A 20,272-nucleotide genomic window follows, 5' to 3' on the forward strand; every position below is an offset into this window, starting at 1 on the left:
CGGGCCACCGCCGCGGCGCGCTCCCCGTCGCGTCCCGCCCAGCGGACGCCGCCGCCCGCTCACGCGGGCGGCGGCTCAGATCCCCCGACCGCGCTTGTGCAGGGTGCGCAGCACCGCGTCGGCCCGGACCACCCGACCGGCGACGGCGAGGGCCAGGTAGGCGCGCGGCTCGCGGGGGTTGCTCCGCAGGGTGCGCCGGGCCCAGCGCAGCGCGCCCCGGCGGTCGCCGGAGGCGGCCTGGGCGAACGCGATCTGCCCAGCCACCCGGGCCTCGCCGGCCGGTTGACTGGCGAACTCCGGGTAGCGCCGCAGCAACCACTGCAACGCCTCCGAGATGGTGTCCCAACGCTGCGCGAAGTACGAGCGCTTGTGCCAGCGGACCAGCACCGACGGCGTCCGCAGGTTGATCAGCGGCGCGCTGCGCGCGGCCCGCAGCAGGAACTCGTAGTCCTCCGCGTAGCTGCCCGGGATCTCCTCGTCCACCAGCCCGAACCCGTTGCGCAACGCGGTGGCGCGGATCAGGAAGGTCGACGGGTGCAGCTCCGTCATCCGGTCGCGAAGCAGGTCGTCCAGGGTGATCCGGTCCTTGTCGAGCACCCGGTCGACGGTGTGCCCGTCGTAGTTGACCCGGATGCCGCAGCAGACGAACTCGGCGGCCGGGTCGCCGACCAGCGCGTCGACCTGGGCGGCCAGCTTGCCGGGCAGCCACTCGTCGTCGTCGTCGCAGAACGCGACCAGCTCGCCCTCCGCCGCGAGGGTGCCGCTGTTGCGCGCACCGGCCAACCCGGGGGTACGCGCGTTGCGGATCACCCGCACCACGCGGGCCGGGCCGCTCCCCAGCTCGGTCAGCGACTCGTCCGGCGCGGACTGGTCGAACACCACGACGACCTCGATCAGGGCCGGGTAGTCCTGTGCCAGGATCGCGCGCGCCGCGGCCCGCAGCAGCTCGGGGCGGTCCCGGGTGGGCACCACGACGCTGACGGTCGGCTGCTGGGTCATCGAATCTCCTTCGTACCCGGGCGCGGCCGGGACCAGGCCCGCCACCGGGGTGGGCGCGGGGTCGAACGGGCCACCAGGTCGTCGACGATCTGCCCGACCCGGGCCACCGCCGCCCGTCGTGCCTCGTGTGCCTCCGGGTCGGCGGCCACCGCGTACCGGGACGGGTCGGCCACCCCGGCGGCCAACGCGTCGTGCAGGGCCTCCCGGGTCTCGCAGAGCGCCACCAGCCCGGCGGCGCCGAGCCGACGGGCGAAGAGGAGCTGGTGGTTGTCGACGTGCTCACCGCGAGCCGGATCGCGGGGCACCACGATGGGCAGGTGACCGTGCCGGCGGGCCTCCAGGATGGTCGCCGGGCCACCGTGGCAGACGACCAGGTCCGCATCAATCATCGCCTGTTGCAACGCGTCGTGGCCGAGGAACGGCACCGCGCCGCTCAGCTGGGGCGCTGCGGTATGCCCGTGCTGCATGGTCAGCCCGATCGGGCCGGAGGCATGCGCGTGCCATTGCGCCAACCAGTCGACGAGCCTGTCGAAAGGGTGCTTGTCGGTGCCCACCGCGACCAGCAGCCGGAGCTGGGCGACGGCCGAGCTGTCGCGCTGGCGCGGCAGGCGGGCCGCCTCGGTGACCGGCCGGGGTTGCGGACGCCGGGCGGTGCCCGTCTCCCCCGTCACAGCAGCGTCCCGACGACTGTCGCCTCGGGATACTGCCGGCGCTGCTCGTCCCACTGCACGAGCATCGCGGACAGGAAGGGCCGGCAGAGCCGAGCGGTCAACGTCGGGGTGTCGATCCGGTCGTACACCTCGATGTAGACGGTTGGGATGCGCCGCAGCCGGGCCAGCACCACGAACGGCACCGCCACACCGGCACCGGTGGTGACCACGGCGGCCACCCGCCGCGCCCGCAGCACCCGCCAGGCCAGCAGCGCGTTGCGCAGCAGGTTCGGCACGTTGCGGGTGGTCGGGTGGTGCGCCGGTACCAGATCCTCGCCGGCCAGCAGTGACACCGCCTCCGGGGTGTCGAAGGTGACCCAGCAGCGCCGCCACTGTTCGTACCAGGGCCGCAGGGCCAGTAGTTGGGCCAGATGGCCGCCGCTGGAGCCGACCAGCAGCAGCACCGGCGCCCCACTGTCGTCGTTGTTCGTGTCCACGCGACTCCCCACAAGTTCGCTTGGAATTTCAGTTCACGCCAGGCAGAAGCAGATCACACGATCCCCGGTCGTTGAATAGCGCGACCGGCCGAGATGACGATCTCCACAGCGGGCGGTGCGGTACACCGAACGTCCGAGGTCCATCGATCGTCATCACCACCTGCGATTATGTCGTCACTCTGCGGCGCACCGTCGTCGCCGCGATTCCTCCAGATCAGCCGCTATGTCTTTTCTCGATGACGTCCAAGAGTGCGGGATGCAGGGCGCCGTTCCAGCCCGCGCCCGCGTCGGCCAGCCGCCACGTCCGCAACCACATCTCCACCAGGTACGCGTCGGCGACGAGCCGGCGCTGCGCGGCGTCGAGGCCGAGCCGCTCACCGTGCCGGCTCAGATATCCGTCCACTGCCGAGGCTGCGGCGTCGGCCGGCTCCCCGCGCAGGACGAGGGCCCGCTGGAACGCGTCGTGCGCCAGGTCGAAGCCGACCGGCACGTCCGGCCCGCTGTGCTCCCAGTCCCAGGCGACCAACCGGCCGGCGTGCCAGCCCAGGTTCCACGGCACCCAGTCACCATGCCAGTGACCGAACTCGACGCTGGTGTCGCCATGCCGGCGGGCCAACGCCGAAACCGCGGCGACCGCCCGCGCACCGGCCGGCTCGGTCGCGGCGGCCCGGCCGGCCTGATCGGCCAGCCGGCGCAGGAAGGTCGAGTCGACCAGCGGTCGAGGTGTGCCCGCCGGGCCGCCCCGCCGGGCGACCGCGAGCAGCGCCGCGATCCGGGGCGGGTCGTCCACCGGCACACCGCGTACCGCCGGGGGCAACGGCTCGATCACCGCGACCACCTGGCCGGCCCACGACGTCTCGGTGAGCAGCCGCGGCGGCGTCGGGTGGTCGGCGACGCCGACCACCTCGCGCAACGCCCGCAGCGCCGCCGCCTCCGCGCTGACCAGCGCACGGGTCGCGTCGTTCCAGCCGATCTTCGCGTAGCCGCGCGGACGCCCGTCGGCACTGAAGAGTTGCAGTGTGGGCTTGCCGTTCGGGTCGGGCGGGCGGACCCCGAACGCGGCCAGCAGCGGCGTGTCACCCAGGTCGGCGGAGAGCCGCTCGCTCAGCAGCAACTCCGCGGCCGGCACCCCGGCCGGCACCGAGACGGTCAACGTGGGAAAGGGCGCGAGCCCCACCCGACCGAACCGGGCCAGCCCACCGAGCACCGCCCGCAGCGCGCGCACCTTCGGTGGCCGCAGGGCGTTGTACGCCAACAGGGACGCCGCCCCGGCCCGGGGCGCGCCCAACGGCACCAGGAACCGGGCCCGGGCGACCGACGGCACCACCGCGTACCGGGCCACCGCCCGGTGACCGGCAGGCGGGGCGCCGTCCACTGTCAGACCGACCCGGTCGTCCGGGAAGACCGCGCGGCTCACCCAACCCAGGCCGTCCACCCGTGAACGCGGGTCGGCGGCCGGGCCCACCCGGGTCGTCACGCGGCCCGGTCCGCCCAGTCGAGGTCCAGCCCGAGCCGGTGACGCAACGCGTCGTTGTACGGCCGGTAGTAGTCGGTCAGCTCAGCGCGCACGCTCGGCTCCAGCGGTGCCGAGCGCCGATCGTTGTAGACCTTGAAGTTGGGCAGGTCGTACGCCGGCAGACCGAGGAAGTCCAAGGTCCGTCGGTAGGTCGCCCGCGAGTCGCGGTACAGGTCCTCGCTGGGCAGGAAGAGGATCTGCTCCCGGGCGAAGCGCTCCAACCACGGCTCCAGGTGCTCCAGGTAACGCCCCCGGGCCCGGTACGTGTACCAGTCGTACGGCTCGCTGAACGACTCCGGCTCGGCGATCAACCGCTCCCGCTCCCCCGCCGTGCGTTCCGGCTCGGCCGCCAGCGCGGCGGCGAAGTCCAGTGGTTCGATGCCGTGCGTGCGGCGTTCCTTCCAGTGCGAGTACGCCCGCTCCACCGGGTCCCGCAGCAGCACGATGAGCTTCACCGACGGCATCAGCGTGGCGACCCGCTGCGCGGCGAGCGGATGGAACATGTACAGCGGGGCGGCCTCACCGACCCGGACCGGCCCACCGTGCCGCTTGGCCAGGGCCTCGCGCTGCCGATCGGTCGGGAAATGCGACCGGTACCAGGCTTCGCCGCGGCCCCAGTGCTCCTCGAAGTAGTGCGCCGACTTGGTGTTCCACGCGGGAAAGAGCCGGGGCACCAACGGGTGCTGGATGAGGTAGTTCCACAGGGAGGTGGTGCCACCCCGTTTGGTCCCGATGATCAGGAAGTCCGGCAGCGGCCGGCGGTCGCTGGTGCGAACGCCGTAGTCGACGAGCGACTCCTTCACCCGGGTGGTCACCTGGGTCGGAACCAACTGCTTGACCCGGTTACGGATGGACACCACGACGAACCTCACCTACCTCTCGTCGATGCCGGGGTGGGCTCGGCGGCCGTGGCCGCGCTGTCCCCTCCACGGATCTGCCTCATGGTCCCCCGGATGCCGGCGCGCACCCGGGGCAACGTCAACATGCCGACGCAGCCGGTCAGCAGCACCGCAAGCGCCACCGCGAGGCCGAGCAGGCCGCGACCGCCCACCAGCACGCCGGCCCCGGCGGCCAGGCCCACGCCGGCGATCGTGGCCGCCGCGGCACGCACCATCGCGGCGTCGAACAGCGGCTCCCGAACCACCGACCGGGCGAACCCCGCGGCGGTGAGGTTCTCGGTGGCGATGCCGGCCGCCCAGGCCACCGCCGCTCCCGTCGCGCCATAGTGGGGGATCAGCCAGAGACCCAGCGAGACGGTCACCGTCAACCCGGCAACTGTGGCGACCAGGTGCAGACCGCTGCGCCCGCCCATCAGGAGCAGGCTCTGCACGTTGCCTACCCCGGTGTTGACCAGCATCGCCAGCGCCAGCACAGTCATCGCCGGCACACCAGCGGTGAACTCCGGTCCGAACAGTTGGAGGAAGGCCAGCGCGAAGACCGCCAGCAGCAGGTACACCGGCCAGGACAGCACCAGCCCCCAGGTGGTCAACTGTCGGTGCACGGCCGCCGCCGCGGCCCGCTCGCCGCGCCCGAGCAGCCGGGACAGCTGCGGCGACACCGCCACCCGCAGTCCCTGCATGGCCAACTGACCGGCCAGCACGTACCGGCCGACGGCGCCGAACACACCGGCGTCCGCCGGCCCGGCCAGCACCGAGGTGAGCAGCACACCTACCCACATGCTGCCGGCGTCGATAGCCGCCGAGGCGGCCCGGGGCAGCGCGAAGCGCCAGAACGTGGACCAGTCGGCGCGCTGCGGACGCAGCGTCGCGCCCCGGCCCAGCCCGAGCGGGCCGGCGACGAGGGTGAGACAGGCCAGCAGCGCCAACGCCGCCGGCACCAACCAGCCGGTCATCCCGGCGAGCAGACCACCACCCGCCAGGGCGGCCGCGCCGACCAGCACCGGGCGGGCGACAGGCAGGAGCAGGAACTGCACCCCGACGTACGCCCGGATGGGCCGCACGCAGCGCAGCGTGGCCAGCAGCAGGGTCATCGCGACCACCACCGGCACCGCGGCGAACGTGACGGTGAGCAGGGCGTCCCCGCTCGCGCCGGAGCCGCGCAGCAGCCGGGGCGCGAGGGCGTCGGCGGCCAGCACGCCCGCACCGGCGACCAACAGCCCGGTCACCAGCGGCGGGATCAGCGCCACCGGGAGCACCCGGGCGGCGTCACCGCGCACACCGGCGCTGCGGCGGGGCAACGCCCACATCAGACCGGTCTCCGCGCCGAGCGTGCAGATCGCGGTGGCCACCGTGACGACCCCGATCGCGGCGAAGAACGCGCCAGCGCCGGCCGGGCCGTAGCTTCGGGTGATCACGACTGCCAGCACGAACCCGAACAGACCGCTGGTGGCCGCGCCGAGCAGCCCGGCCACGCCGCTGCGCGCGCTGCGGCGGGTCTCGGCCGAGCCGCTGTTCTCGGCGGCGGACGGCGCGGCCTGATCCTCGGCGGGAGTGGACGTGGGCCGGCCCTCGTCGGCACCGGCCGACGGTCGGGTCGCGGCGGTCACGCGGGCACCGGCGCGGTCCGCGCGGGCGTCGGCGACGCCCCGGCCAACCGGGTCAGCCGTTCGCGTTCGGTGAGCGCCATCGCGAAGGCGACAGCGAAGAACGCGACAGCGAGATTCTGGTTGGCCATGCCGTAGAACGGGACCTGCACGAGGCAGACCACCGGCACCACCGCCAGCCACTGCCCGGCCGCCGACGTCGCCCGCGCGCAGATCACCGCCGCGGCGACGAACCACGCCAGGAAACAGATGAGCGCGGGTACGCCGTGGCTGAACAGCACCATCCACAGCTGCCCCTGGGTGCCGATCGGCGCGGCCGCCGACACGGTGTCGACGTTCACCGGAGCGCCGTAGCCCAACCAGGGCGACTCCTGCACGCGGCGGATCACCTCGGTGTAGAGCGAGAGGCGGTCGGTGTTGGTGTCGCTGGAGTCGACCCGCCTGCTGATCAGCTCGGTGATCGGGATGAACAGCGTGGCCAACCCGCCGATCACCACCACCCCGACGATGGACGCGGCCACCCGGACGTTGCCGCGCAGGCTGGCCCGCACCCCGAGCACCGCCAGCCCGGCGCCGAGGCTGAGGAACATCGCCCGGTTGAGGGTGAGGAACGCCGGCGCCAGCGACAGCGGCAGCGACGCCAGCAGCGCCCAGCGCAGCAGCCCCTGTCGGCGCAGCATCGCGAAGGCCACCACGCAGGGCAGGGTCATCGCGTACGCGCTGCCGTAGTTGTTGGTGTACGCGAACGGCGCTGCCGGCCGATAGATCGGGTTGAGCGAGCGGGCGCTGTACTCAGCGGTGGTGAGGTGCACCATGTCCTGGATGAACGGGGTGCCGGCCACCCCGCCGGGCAGCAGCATCTCCATCGGGGTCGTCATGGCCAGCCGGGGCATCAGCACCCCGAGCCAGCCCAGCGCCACCAGCCCGAACCAGAACGCGCAGAGCGGGGTGAGCACCGCAACCAGGCTGGCGCGTTCCCGGGCGGCCGCGTAGACGTAGACACCGACCACCAGCGCGGTCAGGTAGAAGGCCAGCCGCAGGGCGAACGTGAGCAGCGAGGCGGGCGACGACAACTGGGTGGCGCTGACCACCACGATGGCGAGGAAGAGCAGCCAGATGCCGGCCGCCGGCGGCAGTGGCACGCGCCCCCGGGTGAGCAGCAACGCGAACAGCAGCGCACCCAGCAGCGGCCAGCCGAGGTAGAACGCACCGAACAGCCACCAGAGCGGCACCAGGCCGAACATCATCGACAGCGGCCAGAGCGGCAGTTGCGGCGGCGCGGACGGCGGCACCGGAGCGACCTCCTGCGGAGCGCCTCCGGGTGGTGGTTCGGTCGCCGGGGCGCGGGTCACCGACACGCTCAGGCCCGACCGTTTCGGGTGAGCACGAAGCCCAGCGGGGTGACGCCGGCGGCGCGCAGCCGCTCCACCAGGCGTCGCAGGTCACTCTGCCGGGTGCGGTCGCGCTCCACGACCACCACCGCGCTGCCCTGCCGGGCCACTGCCACGCCACGCTCGTCGGACTCGGCCGGCGGGGCGTTGAACAGGACCAGGCCGTGGTCCGCGCCCTGCCGCCAGGTGCCGAACCGGACAGTGCCGACACCCACGACAACCTCGTCGGGGGTGACGACGCGACTGTTCTCCGGGCGGGCGGACGACACCCTCGGCAGCGTCAGGGTGGCGTCGGGGTCGGTCGACGGGCGGGCGCCGGGCGGGTGCGGGGAGGGCCGACGGGCGGGTGTGCTCTCCGTGGTGGCAGCGGTGGCCGGTGTGCTGCCTGCCGGCCGGGGCTTGGGCACCAGCGGCCGGGACGGGTCGATGGGCAGCCGTCCCCGGTCGGCGAGAACGATGGCCCGTAGCCGTTCGATCCGTCCGCTGTCGTCGGCGACGAAGACCTCCCGGCCGTCCACGGCGAGCGCCACGGCGAGCCCGGCGGTGAGCACTGTGGCGTCCTCCCGGGCGGTGACCAGCGCCACCCGGGCCGGCTGCCGGACCCGCTCGGCGACCGCCATCGCCACGTACCGGACGTCGGCGTCGACGGCCCGGGGGCTACCCCGGAACCCCGGCCGGCGTACGGTGCCGAGCAGTGGAAGGCCGGAGGCCTCCCGGCCGTCGGCGACCGAGCGGACCCGCCGGTCGGTCGACTCCCAGAGGTACGCGAGCACGATGCCGATCAGCGCGCCACCGAGCAGGCCGGCGACCAGGTAGAGCGGCCGGTGCCCGGCGGAGGTGACCAGCGCCTTCTCGGCGGTCTGGGTGACCCAGCCGGGGTTGACGTCGACAGCCGCGATCTCGGTACGGGCGGCGTTGAGCTGGGTGAGCTGGTTGTTGATGCCGGCCAGCTCGGCCACCAGCGCGTCACCGGCGGCGGTGTCCTTGGCGGTGTTCGCCCGCCTCTGCAACGCGGTCTGCTGGGCGGCGACCTTGGTGATGCTGGCGTCGTAGGAGCGCAGCATCTCGGCGCGCTGCTGCTCGTACATGGCCCTGCGCACGCTCAGGTAGGCCTCGGCGGCCATGTTGGCGCTCTGCACGGCCCGCTGTGACTCGCGCGCCTGGTAGGTGAAGCGCAGGATCTGCCCACCGGTGGGCACCTCGACCTCGAGCGCGTCACGGATGTCACGGGGGTCGCCGCCGGCCGAGTCGGCGAGGCGCTGCACCACCTCCGTGCCGGTGGCGATGCCGCTCTCCACGTTCATGTTGACAGCGCGGTCGGCGCCCGCGCCGCTGGGGGTGAAGGCGTCGGTCACCACCGGCCGGACCGCTACCACGGCGCTCGCCGACAGCGCCGCCGGCACCAGCAGCACGTAGCCGAGCGCGGCGAGCAGACCGACCATGGCGACCGCCGCCACCAACCGCAACCGGTGCATCGGCACCCGCAGCAGGTCGGTCAGTGTCACGGCACGCGAGGTGCCGGAGGACGGGCCGTCCGTGGGCCAGGGGGCGGGCGCTGCATCAGTCATGGAACTTCTTCACCGTCTGTTGAGGATTACCGACGACCACGACGCCGGGTGGTACGTCGGTGCGGACCACCGTCGCCGCGCCGACGACGCTGTCCCGACCGACCCGCACGCCCTTCAGGACCAGGGCGTGCGCACCGACCCAGACGTTGTCCTCGAGAACGATCGGGGCACGGGTGAGCGGGCCGGGCGGTGCGTGCCGCTGCTCGGGGGGCAGGTTGTGGAAGTCGTTGTCGAGCAACTCGCAGTCCGACAGGAGGCACCGGTCCCCCACGGTGACCGACGTCCAGGTGCCGATCCAGGTGGCGTTGAGCAGACAGTCCGCGCCGACGCGCACCTCGCCGGGGCCGGCGAAGCGGACGAGTTTGTTCAGGCGGGTGCGGTCACCGATGGTCACCCGCACACCGCGCCGCAACCGGATCCGGCCACGGATCTCCACGTCCCGACCGAGCGTCAACTGTCGGTAACGGAGCTGATACCAGCCGCGTTTGACCGCGAAGACCAGACGCACCACGCGTCTCGTTCGGATGCCAGCGGCGCCGAGCAACGATCCTCCCCCACCGTCGCGGGCCGGCGGCGGTGGGTACCGCCACCGGCCCAACGTGAACAATCTACCGATGCTCCGTTACGAACGGTTGACCCTTACTGTACGGAGAAGAACGTCGATGGGGTAGACCAGGACAACTCGGGCGTTGCGCTGCTGATGACCGTCGCCGTGGTGCCGTCGACCGCCGCGCTCGGCGCGGCAGTCGGGTCGAACGGCACACTCCGCAGCGAGCCGTCGGTGGAGCCGTAGACGATCCGGCCGCCCACCCAGGCCATGCCCCGCACCGTCGACCAGGTCACTCCCGTCGTCGGCAGGGCGAACTCGGTGGCGCCCAGGTAGTTGCCGTCGATCTCGAAGTAGCGGTAGTAGAGGCCGTTCGCCCCGGTACGGGTGTAGTAGAGCCGGCCGTCGAGGAAGAAGGCGCCGGTCAGCAACGCCGGGTTGTACCAGTCGTTGTAGCCGGACGCCTCCCACGGCGAGCCGATCGCGCCACCGTTGAAGAGCGAGATGTCGATCCGACTGCCGGTGGGCGTGCCGGCCACCGAGTGCGACCAGTAGATCCGGTCGTCCACCCGCCAGGTCGCGCCGGCCGCCGTGTACGCGGGCTGGCTGACACTGGTCGCGGTGCCCAGCGCGGTGCCGTCGAACGGCACCTTCGCCACGGTGCCCGAGGCGGTGCCGAGGTAGAGGTTGCCGGTGGTGGCCGACGGCGGGTTCTTCGGGGTGAAGGTGCGTCCACCGGCGAGCGGGAACATGCCCAGCCGGCCGTGGTACTCCTCGCCCATGCCATCGGAGTTGTGCCCGAAGTAGAGGCCGTCCGAGCCGCGCCAGAGCACCGGCACCGACGAACCCCAGTTGCTGGTGCCCGACGGCATCGAGGCGCTGCCGCTACGGCGCGGGTTCCAGTTCACCGGCATGCCGGTCGCCGGAGTGACGGCGGCGATGCCGAGCCGGTCGACAGCGCCCGGGCCGGCGTTGTCGCTGGCGTTCGGGTTGTTGACCCACCGGAAGTGCCCGCCCAGGTAGATGACGTTGTCCGCCACCTCGACCGAGGTGATGGTGTCGTTACCGGTGTAGTCGACCCAGGTGGCGAGCAGGCCAGAGCCCCGCGCGGCGGTCTCGAAGCGCACCAGGGCGTCGCAGTACGCGGCCGGCCAGCCGGCGCCGCCGTTGGTGCCGACCACGAACCAGCTGCCGTCGCCACCGAACTTCACGTCCTGCACGTAGTGCACGAAGGTCGTCGGCGAGGCGCACGGCGCGACGAACTTTTCGGTGCTCCAGTCGAGCAGCGTGGGAGTCCCGGAGACGTCCACCAACGCCATCTGGTTGCGCGGCAGGTCGTTGACGAGCGTGAAGTTGCCGCCGACGACCAGGGTGCCGCCGTCCGGCGCGACGTCGATGGTCCAGACGTACGACGTGGTGCCGTGCCGTCCCACCGTGGCGTCGATGCTGAAGCTCGGGTCGATCGCGCCGGTGGTCGCGTTGAGCCGGCCCAGACCGGCGTGCGCGGTGCCGTTGAGCCAGTTGAACGCACCGGCCACGTACAGCCAGTTGCCGTGCAGCGCCAGGTCACGGACCGTGCCGCCGTCGGAACGCCCGACCCAACTGTCGATGATCGCGCCGGTCGACGGGTTGAGCGCCACCAGGTTCTTCCGGGAGACGCCGTTGACGTTCTTGAAGGTGCCGCCGACGATCAGCGTGCCGCCGGGGCCGGCGAGAAGCGTGTTGACCGCGCCGTCGAGCACCGGCAGGAACGTGGTCGACATGGTGCCGGTGGTCCGGTCGTACGCGAAGAGGTAGCGCTGCGTGACCCACGCGGAACTGGCGGTCTGCCGAAGCTGGGTGAAGCTGCCGCCGACGAAGACCGTGTTGCCCACCTGCGCGAAGGCACGGGTCTCACCGTCTCGGGCGTGCGGGGTCGCGTCGGCGGGGTTCGCCGACACCAGGGTCGCCGTGGCCGGGGCCGGTACCACTGCGGCCGACGCGGTCGTGGGCACGCCCAGAGCTGCGGCGATGATCGCCAACGCGACCATCCCCGCCCGAGTACGACGTCGTCCTGCAAAACGCCACAAGTGCGAGAGTTTGGGCACGCTGCGCCTCCAGATTGGATGAGAACCCGAGGTAGCGTGCCTCGTCCAGCCTGGTTAACAAAATCCGCCGATTGGGCGGTGCATGAATCCGCAAGCCGACAGAACGCCGGAGGATCGGATGTCCGACCCCCCGACGAACGCCGTCCGGTCAGCCCGTTTCGAACGTCAGCGCTTACCTCCGGTGGGTTGCCGCAGGTAGGGGTCCTGTCCGGCCTGCGCGAAGCCGGCCACCGCCGACGCGTCGTGGTTCATCGTCATGTCGCAGGTCGACGTGCGGCTGGTCATACCGGCCGAGTTGAAGTAGATCGCCGCCTTGATCTTCGGGTGCGCCTTCAGCGCCGCCGGGAACTCCTGGAACCAGCGCTGCTTGGCACCCAGGTCGGCGGAGTTGAAGTTGGTGCCGAACTCGGCGAGCATCCGGGGCTTGCCCGCGCCGATCCCGTTGTCGTCCAGCCACCGGTAGAAGCCACCGACCGTCGTGCTCGGGCTCTTCCACACAGTGCTGCCGTTGCAGACGTGGAAGTTGTACGGGTCGTAGGCCACCCAGTCGACGTACTGGTCACCGGGGTACAGGCCGGCGTACCGGGAGTAGTGCCCGGACCAACCCATCATCGTCCAGACCCAGACCGCGTTTGTCGCGCCGGCGTTGGCGAACCGCTCGTGGACGTAGCGCCAGGCCCGGACGAAGTCGGCGTCGCTGCCCTTGGCCGGCTCGTCCTCCGGCTCGTGGTCGAAGCCGATGAAGACCGGGACGCCCGCGGCGCGGATCCGGCCCGCTACCGCGTCGATGGTGTCGTCCTGCTTGCCGCCGTAGACGTCCGACCACTTGAGGGTGGTGCCGGCGGAGAAGTCACGCGACTCCCAGGCGAAGAACATCAACCGGCCTTCGCGCATCTGCTGCGACTCGTACACGTCGGGGAAGGCACCGTTGCTGCCGGCGTTGGAGAAGTCGTGGTAGCGGTGCACGATGTCGAACTTGCGCCCGACCTGCGTCTCCACGTCGGTGACGGCCTTGCCGTGGTCCCAGCCGCCGGCCGCCCCGGCGGGCGAGTACATGCCCCACCAGGCGCCACAGGACGGGACGAGCTTGTCCGAGACGGAGCCACACTTGCCGGACGGGAGGGTGCCGCTGGGGCTCGGGGTCGCCGTCCGGGTCGGAGCGATGGTCGGCGACGGCTTCGGCGCGGCGGTGGTCGGCGACGCGCTCGGAGACGGCGGCGGCGCCGGCCGGGTGGGCGTCACCGGCGAAGGCCGGGCCCCAAGGTCGTAGCTGATCAGCAGGCTGGGTCGAAGGTCCGGGTTACGGTTCTCGACCGACGCCCAGTAGACCCGGCTCTCCAGGCCGCTCTGCGCCAACGAGACCGTCCAGGTGCCGTTGCCGGTGACCAGCTTGGAGACGTCCCACTCGTTGACGCCCTTGGACACGCTGGTCACGCTGTCCAGTGCGGCACCGGTCGACGTCAGCGGCGGCCGCGACTCGCGGGCGCTCAGCGGCGAGGCGTGCGCCGTCACCGTGGCGGCGAACTGCTGCCAGGCGTGCACCCGCAGCGTCGCCCGGATGTTGACCGCTGTGGACGGCACCGTGGTCACCGCGAACTCGATGACCGCCTCGCGGCCACCGCGCGGGTTGCCGTCGCAGCGCGTCGCGCAGGTGGCCAGTGTCGACTTGGCCGCGTTGTCACCGTCCTGCGACACCGCGGTGGCGGTGGTGTCGGCCGCCGCCCGGATCGACAGGTCGTCGCTGGCCAGCAGCGGCATCATGGTCGCCACGATGCCGGCCACCACCGAACCGCCGACCACGCCGATGGCAATCGCCTTGCGCCGGGGTCCAGTACGGAACCGGGTGATGCGGTGCAGTCCGTGCCTGGTCAAGGAAACTCCCTGTGTCTGCGTCCGTAACGGTGAGCAGCGTATCGATGACCAGGACATGTGGCAGGTAGGACAGTTTTCCGTAAGCGCGTCTTAACCATCAGCTAAGGAACCGCCTCCGGGAAAACAGGGCCTCTGGCCGCAGACACGACCGAAGCCCGCCACACACCTTGCCCGGGCAGCACGCGCGGAGTCAACGGGCGCGTCGCAAGCGCTTCCGGAACGGGTGGCGACCATCGGTGACCCCGGCCGGACCGCCTGACCGGTCCGTCAGCCGGCGCGAGCGGCAGTCAGCGCGGCAGCCATCGCCGCCCTCGGCGCGGTGACGCCGGTGAACTGCTCGAACTGCCCGACGGCCTGGGCCAGCAGCAGGTCCAGGCCGGAGACGATCCGGCAACCGGCCGCGTCGGCGGCCGTCGCCAACGGGGTCGGCCACGGGTCGTAGAGCGCGTCGAAGAACACCGCGCCCGACCGCCAGGCCACCGCGCCGGCCAACGGGTCGGCGACCCCCTTCGGCACCGTGGAGACGACCACGTCGGCGGTGGCGAGCTGCCGGGGCGCGTCGGCCCACGGCGCGGGCGTCAGGGCGACACCCACCGCGTCGGCCACCGGGCGCAACTCGTCGACCGCCTCGGGTCGGCGGGCCACCACCGTCACCGCCGAGCAGGCGAGCTGCGCGGCGGCGGCGAGCGCGGCGCGGGCCGTCCCGCCGGCGCCGAGCACCGTCACGGCGGCACCGGCGGTCACACCGGCGTCGGTAAGCACCCGCACCATGCCGGCGACGTCGGTGTTGTCCGCGTACCAGGAGCCGTCCGGACGGCGTACCAACGTGTTGGCCGCGCCGACGGCGGCGGCGACCGGCGACGCGGCGTCGGCCACGGCGAGCGCCGCCTCCTTGCCCGGCATGGTCACCGACAACCCGGCCCACTCCGGGCCCAGGCCGGCGACCAGGTCCGGCAGCTCCGCCGCCGCGCACTCGATCCGGGTGTACGACCACCCGGTCAGCCCAGCGGCGACGTAACCGGCGGTGTGGATCACCGGGGAGAGGGAGTGCGCGATCGGCTTGCCCAGCACCGCCGCCCTACGGGTCGACACGGTCACCGCCGGTCGCGGCCGGTGGCCCGATCACTGTCGACATCACTTCCCCGCCCTCCCGCGCACGTCGGAATCGACAGTACCCAGCACCCCGGCCCGGGCACCAGGGAACCGTCTCCGCGGCCACCCCGGGCGAGCGGGCTATCGCTTGACCCGCATCGACGTTGGTGAAAGCATTCCGGGGACGGAAGCGCCGATCGAAAAAGGGGAAACCTTGAACAAAAGCATTCTCCGTGCCCTTATCGCGATTGCTGCGGTTTTCAGTCTTTCGCTGATGACCGCCGCACCCGCGCGGGCGGACGCCGCAGCCAACAGCTGGTCCGACAACCACCAGCTGTGCCAGTCCAGCTCCTGCGTCCGGAGCGGCAACATCGTGCGGCTCTGGCAGGCCATCGTCTGGGCCGACGACCTGAGCGGCAACGTCGGCACGAGCTTCATCGACGGCGAGTTCGGCTCCAACACCGCTGCCAAGACCAGGACCTGGCAGGACGTGATGAACGTCGGCATCGACGGGTCGGTCGGGCCGCAGACCTGGGGTAAGGCGTACGGCGCTGTCAACCGCAACACCGGCTTCGACACGAGCACCCAGACCGGGTACTTCTACTACGGCTACAACCGCACGTTCGGTCTGCGCAAGCAGAACAGCAACGGCGTGTGGACGTTCCTCAACCCGCGCACCGGCACCTGGACCGGCACCAGTCACTGACAATGACGCGGTAATTGCGCGTCAACGCTGAACCGTAAAGGCCCCCTTTCCGACAGCGACCATAATTGCGGTCGCAATGGGAAGGGAGCCTTTTACGGCGTGACCCGGCCGATCAGATGATGCCCGCCTCGCGAGCCTTGGCCTCGTTGCGCTGGTGCTGCTCGTACGTCTCAGCGAAGGCGGAGTGACCCTTGTCGTCGATGGCCACGAAGTAGAGCCACTTGCCGGTCGGCGTGTCCATCGCCCCTTCCAGGGCCTGCTTACCCGGGTTGTTGATCGGGGTGGGGATCATGCCCCGCAGCTTGCGGTTGTACGGGTTCTTCTGGTCGTCCAGCTCGGCCGCCGTCATCTGCTTGGACGACTTGGTCGGCTTACCGATCGACTCCAGGTAGTAGTTGACAGTGACGTCCATCTCCAGGCAGTTGCAGTCGAACTCGCCGTACGCACGGTTGTAGGCCACCCTGGCGACCTTGCCGAGGTCGTCCTTGTTGCCCGCCTCGGCCTGGGCCAGCGAGGCCACGATCAGCGCCTCGTACGGGCTGACCTTGCGTTCCTCCTGCACCCGGTCGGCGAACTTCATCTCCCCGGTCACCGACAGGAAGCGGTTCACCATCAGCTTGAGGATGCTCTCGGCGGTGGACTTCGGCGGGATCTCGTAGGTGTCCGGGAAGAGGAAGCCCTCGACGGACTTGACGCTCTTCTTGCCGTCGCCGCGCTTGAACCACCAGTCCGGGACGCCGAGCCCTTCCGGGTCCTTCGCGGCGGCCTGGAAGTCCTTGACCGGGATCTTGGTCTTCTCGGAGAGCAGCTTGTAGATGTTGAAGCTCGTGCGGCCCTCGGGGATGGTCAGCCCGTTGACGATCTTGTTCTTCAGGTCGAGCATCGCTGTCACGGCGTTCGCGCCGCTCATCTGCTTGCGCAGCTTGTACGTGCCCGGCTGGATGTTCTTGCTGCGCGAGTTGGCGTCGGCCGCCTCGATGAACGCCTTCTGGCTCTTCACCACGTCGGCCGCCACCAGGGCGTCGGCCATGTCGGCGAGCAGCGCGCCGTTCTTGATCTCGACGGTGATCTCACCGGTCCCGCTGCCGTCGTAGTCGGGGGTGACGAAGTAGTTCTGGATGCGGTCGAAGCCGTAGAACGCGCCGCCGCCGATGCCGCCCAACAGGAGCAGGGCCATCAGCAGAGCCAGGAATGTCTTGCCCCGGCCGCCGCCGGACCCGCCCTTGCCCTTGCCCTTGCGGAAGCCGCGCCGGTGCCGACCCTTCTCCCCCCGCTCCGGCTCGTCGAACCCAAGATCCAGATCGTCGATCATTACGTCCGCCTCCGCTGCGCGTCCAGCCAGCTCTGCAGGATCTCCACCGCGGCCGCCTGATCGACAACCGCACGTTGACGTTTACCTCTGACGCCACGCTCGGCAAGCCTACGAGAAGCGACCACCGTCGACATCCTCTCGTCAGTGAGCGTTACCGGGACAGGCGCTATCACATCGACCAGTCGGTCAGCGTACGCCTTCACATGGACGGCCGCAGGACCATGCTTGCCGGCGAGATTGACCGGAAGACCGACGACAACCCCGACGGCCTCGTGCTCGGCCACCAACGCGGCCAGCTCGGCGAGGTCGCTCGGCACCGCGTCCGGCGCCGCCGTGAGATCGCGGGCCAGGGTGACCAGCGGCGTTGCCAAGATCCCGTCGGGGTCCGAGCGGGAGACACCCACCCGCACCTGACCGACATCCACGCCGATCCGCACACCGCGCGTCAGTTCAGCCACCGACGGTCACCACCGGCCGGGTACGAACCAGGGCGGACCAATTGGCCCGCCCTGACTCACAGTGATGATCTATCACGCTTCAGTGATCGCCTTCTCGACGGTGAGCAGCAGATTCGGCGCCTCGGCTGCGGGCAGACCGCCGCCCTGGGCCAGATCGGGGCTGCCTCCTCCGCGCCCGGAGAACGCCGCCTTCACCAGATCCGACGCGGCCAGGCCCCGGCTGCGCGCCGCCGCGTTGACCGCCACCACCAGTGACGCCTTGCCGTTCGACCGAGCCGCCACCGCGACGACCGCCGGCCGCGCCGGATCGATCTTGCCGCGGATCTCCTGGGCCAGGGTGCGCACGTCGTTGCCGGCCGCGCCCTCCGGCGCCTCGGTGCCCACGTACGCGACCCCGCGCACGTCCTTGGCCTGCGCCGCGAGCGCCGCCGCACCACCCAGCACCAGCTGGGCCCGCAGCTTCTCCAGCTCCTTCTCGGCGTCACGAAGCTGGGTGACTGTCTGCTCCACCCGGTCGGCGACCTGATCGTTTGGCACCCGGTACAGCTCGGCCAGCCGGGAGACCAACAGGTGCTCCTTGGCCAGGAAGCCGAAGGCGTCCATGCCGACCAGCGCCTCGACCCGGCGGACACCGGAGCCGATCGACGACTCGGAGAGGATCTTCACGAGGCCGAGCTGGGCCGAGCGGGCCACGTGCGTGCCGCCGCACAGCTCCCGGGCGTAGTCACCCACCTCGACGACCCGCACCTCCTCGCCGTACTTCTCGCCGAAAAGCGCCATCGCGCCGATGCGCCGCGCCTCCTCCAACGAGGTGATGAAGGCGTGCACCTCCAGGTCGGCCAGGAGCACCTCGTTGACCTGCTGCTCCACGTCGCGCAGAACGCTCGGCGACACCCCGGTCGGGGTGTTGAAGTCGAACCGGAGCCGACCGGGGGCGTTCAGCGACCCCGCCTGCGTGGCCGACTCACCAAGGAAGTTGCGCATGGTCTGGTGCACCAGGTGCGTGGCGGTGTGCGACCGGGAGATCGCCCGACGCCGGGTCGTGTCGATCTCGGCGAAGCCGGCCTCACCGGCGCGTACCTCGCCCCGGATGACCCGGGCGCGGTGCACGATCAGACCGGGCACCGGCTGCTGCACGTCGAGGACCTCGACCTGCCCGCCACCAACAGTGATCATGCCCTGGTCGGGCTGCTGCCCACCGCCCTCGGCATAGAACGGGGTGGTGTCCAGCACCAGCTCGATGGTGTCGCCCTCGGTCGCCGCCTGACGCGGGCCGTCGACGCCGAGCAGCGCCCGCACCGTCGACTCGCGGGACACCTCGCTGTACCCGGTGAACGTCACCGGACCACCCGCGTCGAGCACCGACCGGTACGCCGACAGGTCGACGTGCCCCGTCTTGCGGGCCTGCGCGTCCGCCTTCGCCCGGGTCCGCTGGTCGGCCATCAGCCGCCGGAACCCCTCGTCGTCGACAGTGAGGCCCTGCTCCGCGGCGATCTCCAGGGTCAGATCGATCGGGAAACCGTAGGTGTCGTGCAGCTGGAACGCCTTCGCCCCGGACAGCGCCGAGCCGCCCGCCGTACGGGTCTCCGCGATCGCGGTGTCCAGGATCGTGGTGCCGGCCCGCAGAGTGGACAGGAACGCCTCCTCCTCCGCGTACGCGTAATCCGCGATCCGGTCGAAGTCGGTCGCCAGCTCCGGGTACGACGGCGCCATGCAGTCCCGGGCCACCGGCAGCAGCTCGGGCAGCGCCCGGTCCTGCCAGCCCAACAGCCGGATCGACCGGATCGCCCGGCGCATGATCCGACGCAGCACGTACCCGCGACCCTCGTTGGACGGGGTCACGCCGTCGCCGATCAGCATCAACGCGGTCCGCACGTGATCCGCGATCACCCGCAGCCGAACGTCGTCCGGGTGCGACTCGCTGGCCACATGCCCGGAGTGCGCGCCGTAACGCTTACCGGTCAGCTCGGCCGCCCGGGCCAGGATCGGCCGAACCTCGTCGATCTCGTACAGGTTGTCGACACCCTGCAGGATCGAGGCCATCCGCTCCAGGCCCATGCCGGTGTCGATGTTCTTCGCCGGCAGGTCGCCCAGGATCGGGTAGTCCTCCTTGGTGGTGCCCGGACCCCGCTCGAACTGCATGAAGACGAGGTTCCAGTACTCCATGTACCGGTCCTCGTCGACCGCCGGGCCGCCCTCGCGGCCGTACTCCGGGCCCCGGTCGTAGAACAGCTCCGACGACGGACCGCACGGCCCGGGAATGCCCATCGACCAGAAATTGTCCGCCTTGCCCCGGCGCACGATCCGCTCGGCCGGCACGCCAACCGATCGCCAGATCTCGTACGCCTCGTCGTCGTCGAGGTAGACCGTCGGCCAGATCCGCTCCGGATCCAGCCCGTAACCACCCTCGGCGATCGGCTTCGTGGACAGCTCCCAGGCCAGCGGGATCGCGCCGGCCTTGAAGTAGTCCCCGAAGGAGAAGTTGCCGTTCATCTGGAAGAACGTGCCGTGCCGGCTGGTCTTACCGACCTCGTCGATGTCCGGGGTACGGATGCACTTCTGCACGCTGACCGCCCGCTGGTACGCGGGCGTCTGCTGACCCAGGAAGTACGGGACGAACTGCACCATGCCGGCGTTGACGAACAGCAGGTTCGGGTCGCTGATGGCGGGCAGCGGAGCGGACGGCACCACGGTGTGGCCATTCGCCTCGAAGTGCGCGAGGTACCGCCGCTTGATCTCCGCCGTCTTCATCGCTGGTGTTCCTCCGGAAAGATTTCTCGATCGCCGATTCGCGGGTCTTCCCGCAGGTCGGCGAACTTGTCGTCGAACGCCTCGCCCTGGGCGAACGCGTGGTGGATCTCCTGCTCGCGTTCGGCCATCCCGACCCGGACGTCCTCCACGAAACTACGCAGCGACTCGACGAGCCCGCCAGCGGATTCCGTCAGCGAGCTGGCGATCCCCGCCGGCGTGTACGCCTGCGCGGTCCGGGTCGCCTTGCGGACCACGATCACACCGACGGCCACCCCGATGCCGAGCCAGAACAAGCGCCTCATGTCCCGCTACCTCCTGGTGCG

At 71.1% G+C, this 20,272-nt stretch carries 17 protein-coding genes; 1 reads left to right on the forward strand and 16 read right to left on the reverse strand.

Going from position 1 to position 20,272, the window contains the following annotated elements:
• Window positions 1–75: 75 nt before the first annotated feature.
• The 12 genes from OG992_RS09395 to OG992_RS09450 form a co-directional block, all read right to left on the reverse strand.
• Window positions 76–999: a glycosyltransferase family 2 protein gene (locus tag OG992_RS09395; RefSeq protein WP_266303000.1), complete on the reverse strand. Its 924-nt coding sequence runs from the start codon at window positions 997–999 to the stop codon at window positions 76–78.
• On the reverse strand, window positions 996–1,670 hold the full coding sequence (locus OG992_RS09400; RefSeq protein ID WP_266303001.1) for a glycosyltransferase: 675 nt from the start codon (window positions 1,668–1,670) through the stop codon (window positions 996–998). The genes OG992_RS09395 and OG992_RS09400 overlap by 4 nt, the downstream gene beginning before the upstream one ends.
• Window positions 1,667–2,146 (reverse strand): UDP-N-acetylglucosamine--LPS N-acetylglucosamine transferase, encoded by a 480-nt coding sequence (locus OG992_RS09405; protein WP_124821238.1) that lies wholly within the window; start codon window positions 2,144–2,146, stop codon window positions 1,667–1,669. The genes OG992_RS09400 and OG992_RS09405 overlap by 4 nt, the downstream gene beginning before the upstream one ends.
• A 214-nt stretch (window positions 2,147–2,360) precedes the next feature.
• Window positions 2,361–3,623: a hypothetical protein gene (locus tag OG992_RS09410; RefSeq protein WP_238686220.1), complete on the reverse strand. Its 1,263-nt coding sequence runs from the start codon at window positions 3,621–3,623 to the stop codon at window positions 2,361–2,363.
• Window positions 3,620–4,522, reverse strand: coding sequence for a sulfotransferase domain-containing protein (locus OG992_RS09415; RefSeq protein ID WP_238686229.1), 903 nt, complete (start codon window positions 4,520–4,522; stop codon window positions 3,620–3,622). Before OG992_RS09415 ends, OG992_RS09410 begins: the two co-directional genes overlap by 4 nt.
• Window positions 4,523–4,530: 8 nt before the next feature.
• Window positions 4,531–6,168, reverse strand: coding sequence for a lipopolysaccharide biosynthesis protein (locus tag OG992_RS09420; protein WP_266303002.1), 1,638 nt, complete (start codon window positions 6,166–6,168; stop codon window positions 4,531–4,533).
• Window positions 6,165–7,457 carry an O-antigen ligase gene (locus OG992_RS09425; protein WP_266305183.1) on the reverse strand — a complete coding sequence of 431 codons (1,293 nt, stop codon included), beginning with the start codon at window positions 7,455–7,457 and terminating at the stop codon, window positions 6,165–6,167. Before OG992_RS09425 ends, OG992_RS09420 begins: the two co-directional genes overlap by 4 nt.
• Before the next feature lie 68 nt (window positions 7,458–7,525).
• Window positions 7,526–9,124, reverse strand: coding sequence for a lipopolysaccharide biosynthesis protein (locus OG992_RS09430; RefSeq protein WP_266303003.1), 1,599 nt, complete (start codon window positions 9,122–9,124; stop codon window positions 7,526–7,528).
• Window positions 9,117–9,635 carry a DapH/DapD/GlmU-related protein gene (locus OG992_RS09435; protein ID WP_238686223.1) on the reverse strand — a complete coding sequence of 173 codons (519 nt, stop codon included), beginning with the start codon at window positions 9,633–9,635 and terminating at the stop codon, window positions 9,117–9,119. Before OG992_RS09435 ends, OG992_RS09430 begins: the two co-directional genes overlap by 8 nt.
• Before the next feature lie 128 nt (window positions 9,636–9,763).
• Window positions 9,764–11,701 (reverse strand): hypothetical protein, encoded by a 1,938-nt coding sequence (locus tag OG992_RS09440; protein WP_266303004.1) that lies wholly within the window; start codon window positions 11,699–11,701, stop codon window positions 9,764–9,766.
• Between the two features lie 222 nt (window positions 11,702–11,923).
• Window positions 11,924–13,630, reverse strand: a complete 1,707-nt coding sequence (locus OG992_RS09445; protein WP_266303005.1) for a glycosyl hydrolase — start codon at window positions 13,628–13,630, stop codon at window positions 11,924–11,926.
• A 267-nt stretch (window positions 13,631–13,897) separates the two neighbouring features.
• Entirely contained in the window at window positions 13,898–14,728 is an 831-nt protein-coding gene (locus tag OG992_RS09450; protein ID WP_266303006.1) for a shikimate dehydrogenase, read from the reverse strand.
• A 268-nt stretch (window positions 14,729–14,996) separates the two neighbouring features.
• Here OG992_RS09450 and OG992_RS09455 point away from each other — a divergent pair, with 268 nt between their 5' ends.
• Window positions 14,997–15,428, forward strand: coding sequence for a peptidoglycan-binding protein (locus tag OG992_RS09455; protein ID WP_238686226.1), 432 nt, complete (start codon window positions 14,997–14,999; stop codon window positions 15,426–15,428).
• 112 nt (window positions 15,429–15,540) lie between these two features.
• Here the strand turns inward: OG992_RS09455 and mltG are convergent, their stop codons facing one another.
• From mltG to OG992_RS09475, 4 genes are all read right to left on the reverse strand, one after another.
• The gene (gene mltG, locus OG992_RS09460) at window positions 15,541–16,740 is read right to left on the reverse strand and encodes an endolytic transglycosylase MltG (RefSeq protein WP_238686227.1); all 1,200 of its coding nucleotides are present in this window, start codon (window positions 16,738–16,740) and stop codon (window positions 15,541–15,543) included.
• Window positions 16,740–17,198: a Holliday junction resolvase RuvX gene (gene ruvX / locus OG992_RS09465; protein ID WP_112677948.1), complete on the reverse strand. Its 459-nt coding sequence runs from the start codon at window positions 17,196–17,198 to the stop codon at window positions 16,740–16,742. The genes mltG and ruvX overlap by 1 nt, the downstream gene beginning before the upstream one ends.
• Before the next feature lie 72 nt (window positions 17,199–17,270).
• Complete coding sequence (gene alaS, locus OG992_RS09470) at window positions 17,271–19,949, reverse strand: alanine--tRNA ligase (protein WP_238686228.1); 2,679 nt, start codon at window positions 19,947–19,949, stop codon at window positions 17,271–17,273.
• Complete coding sequence (locus tag OG992_RS09475; RefSeq protein ID WP_091401860.1) at window positions 19,946–20,251, reverse strand: hypothetical protein; 306 nt, start codon at window positions 20,249–20,251, stop codon at window positions 19,946–19,948. Before OG992_RS09475 ends, alaS begins: the two co-directional genes overlap by 4 nt.
• Window positions 20,252–20,272: the final 21 nt, after the last annotated feature.

Origin of the sequence: Micromonospora sp. NBC_00362 (assembly GCF_026342155.1) — a bacterium.
In the GTDB taxonomy this organism is placed as follows: Bacteria; Actinomycetota; Actinomycetes; order Mycobacteriales; family Micromonosporaceae; genus Micromonospora; species Micromonospora hortensis.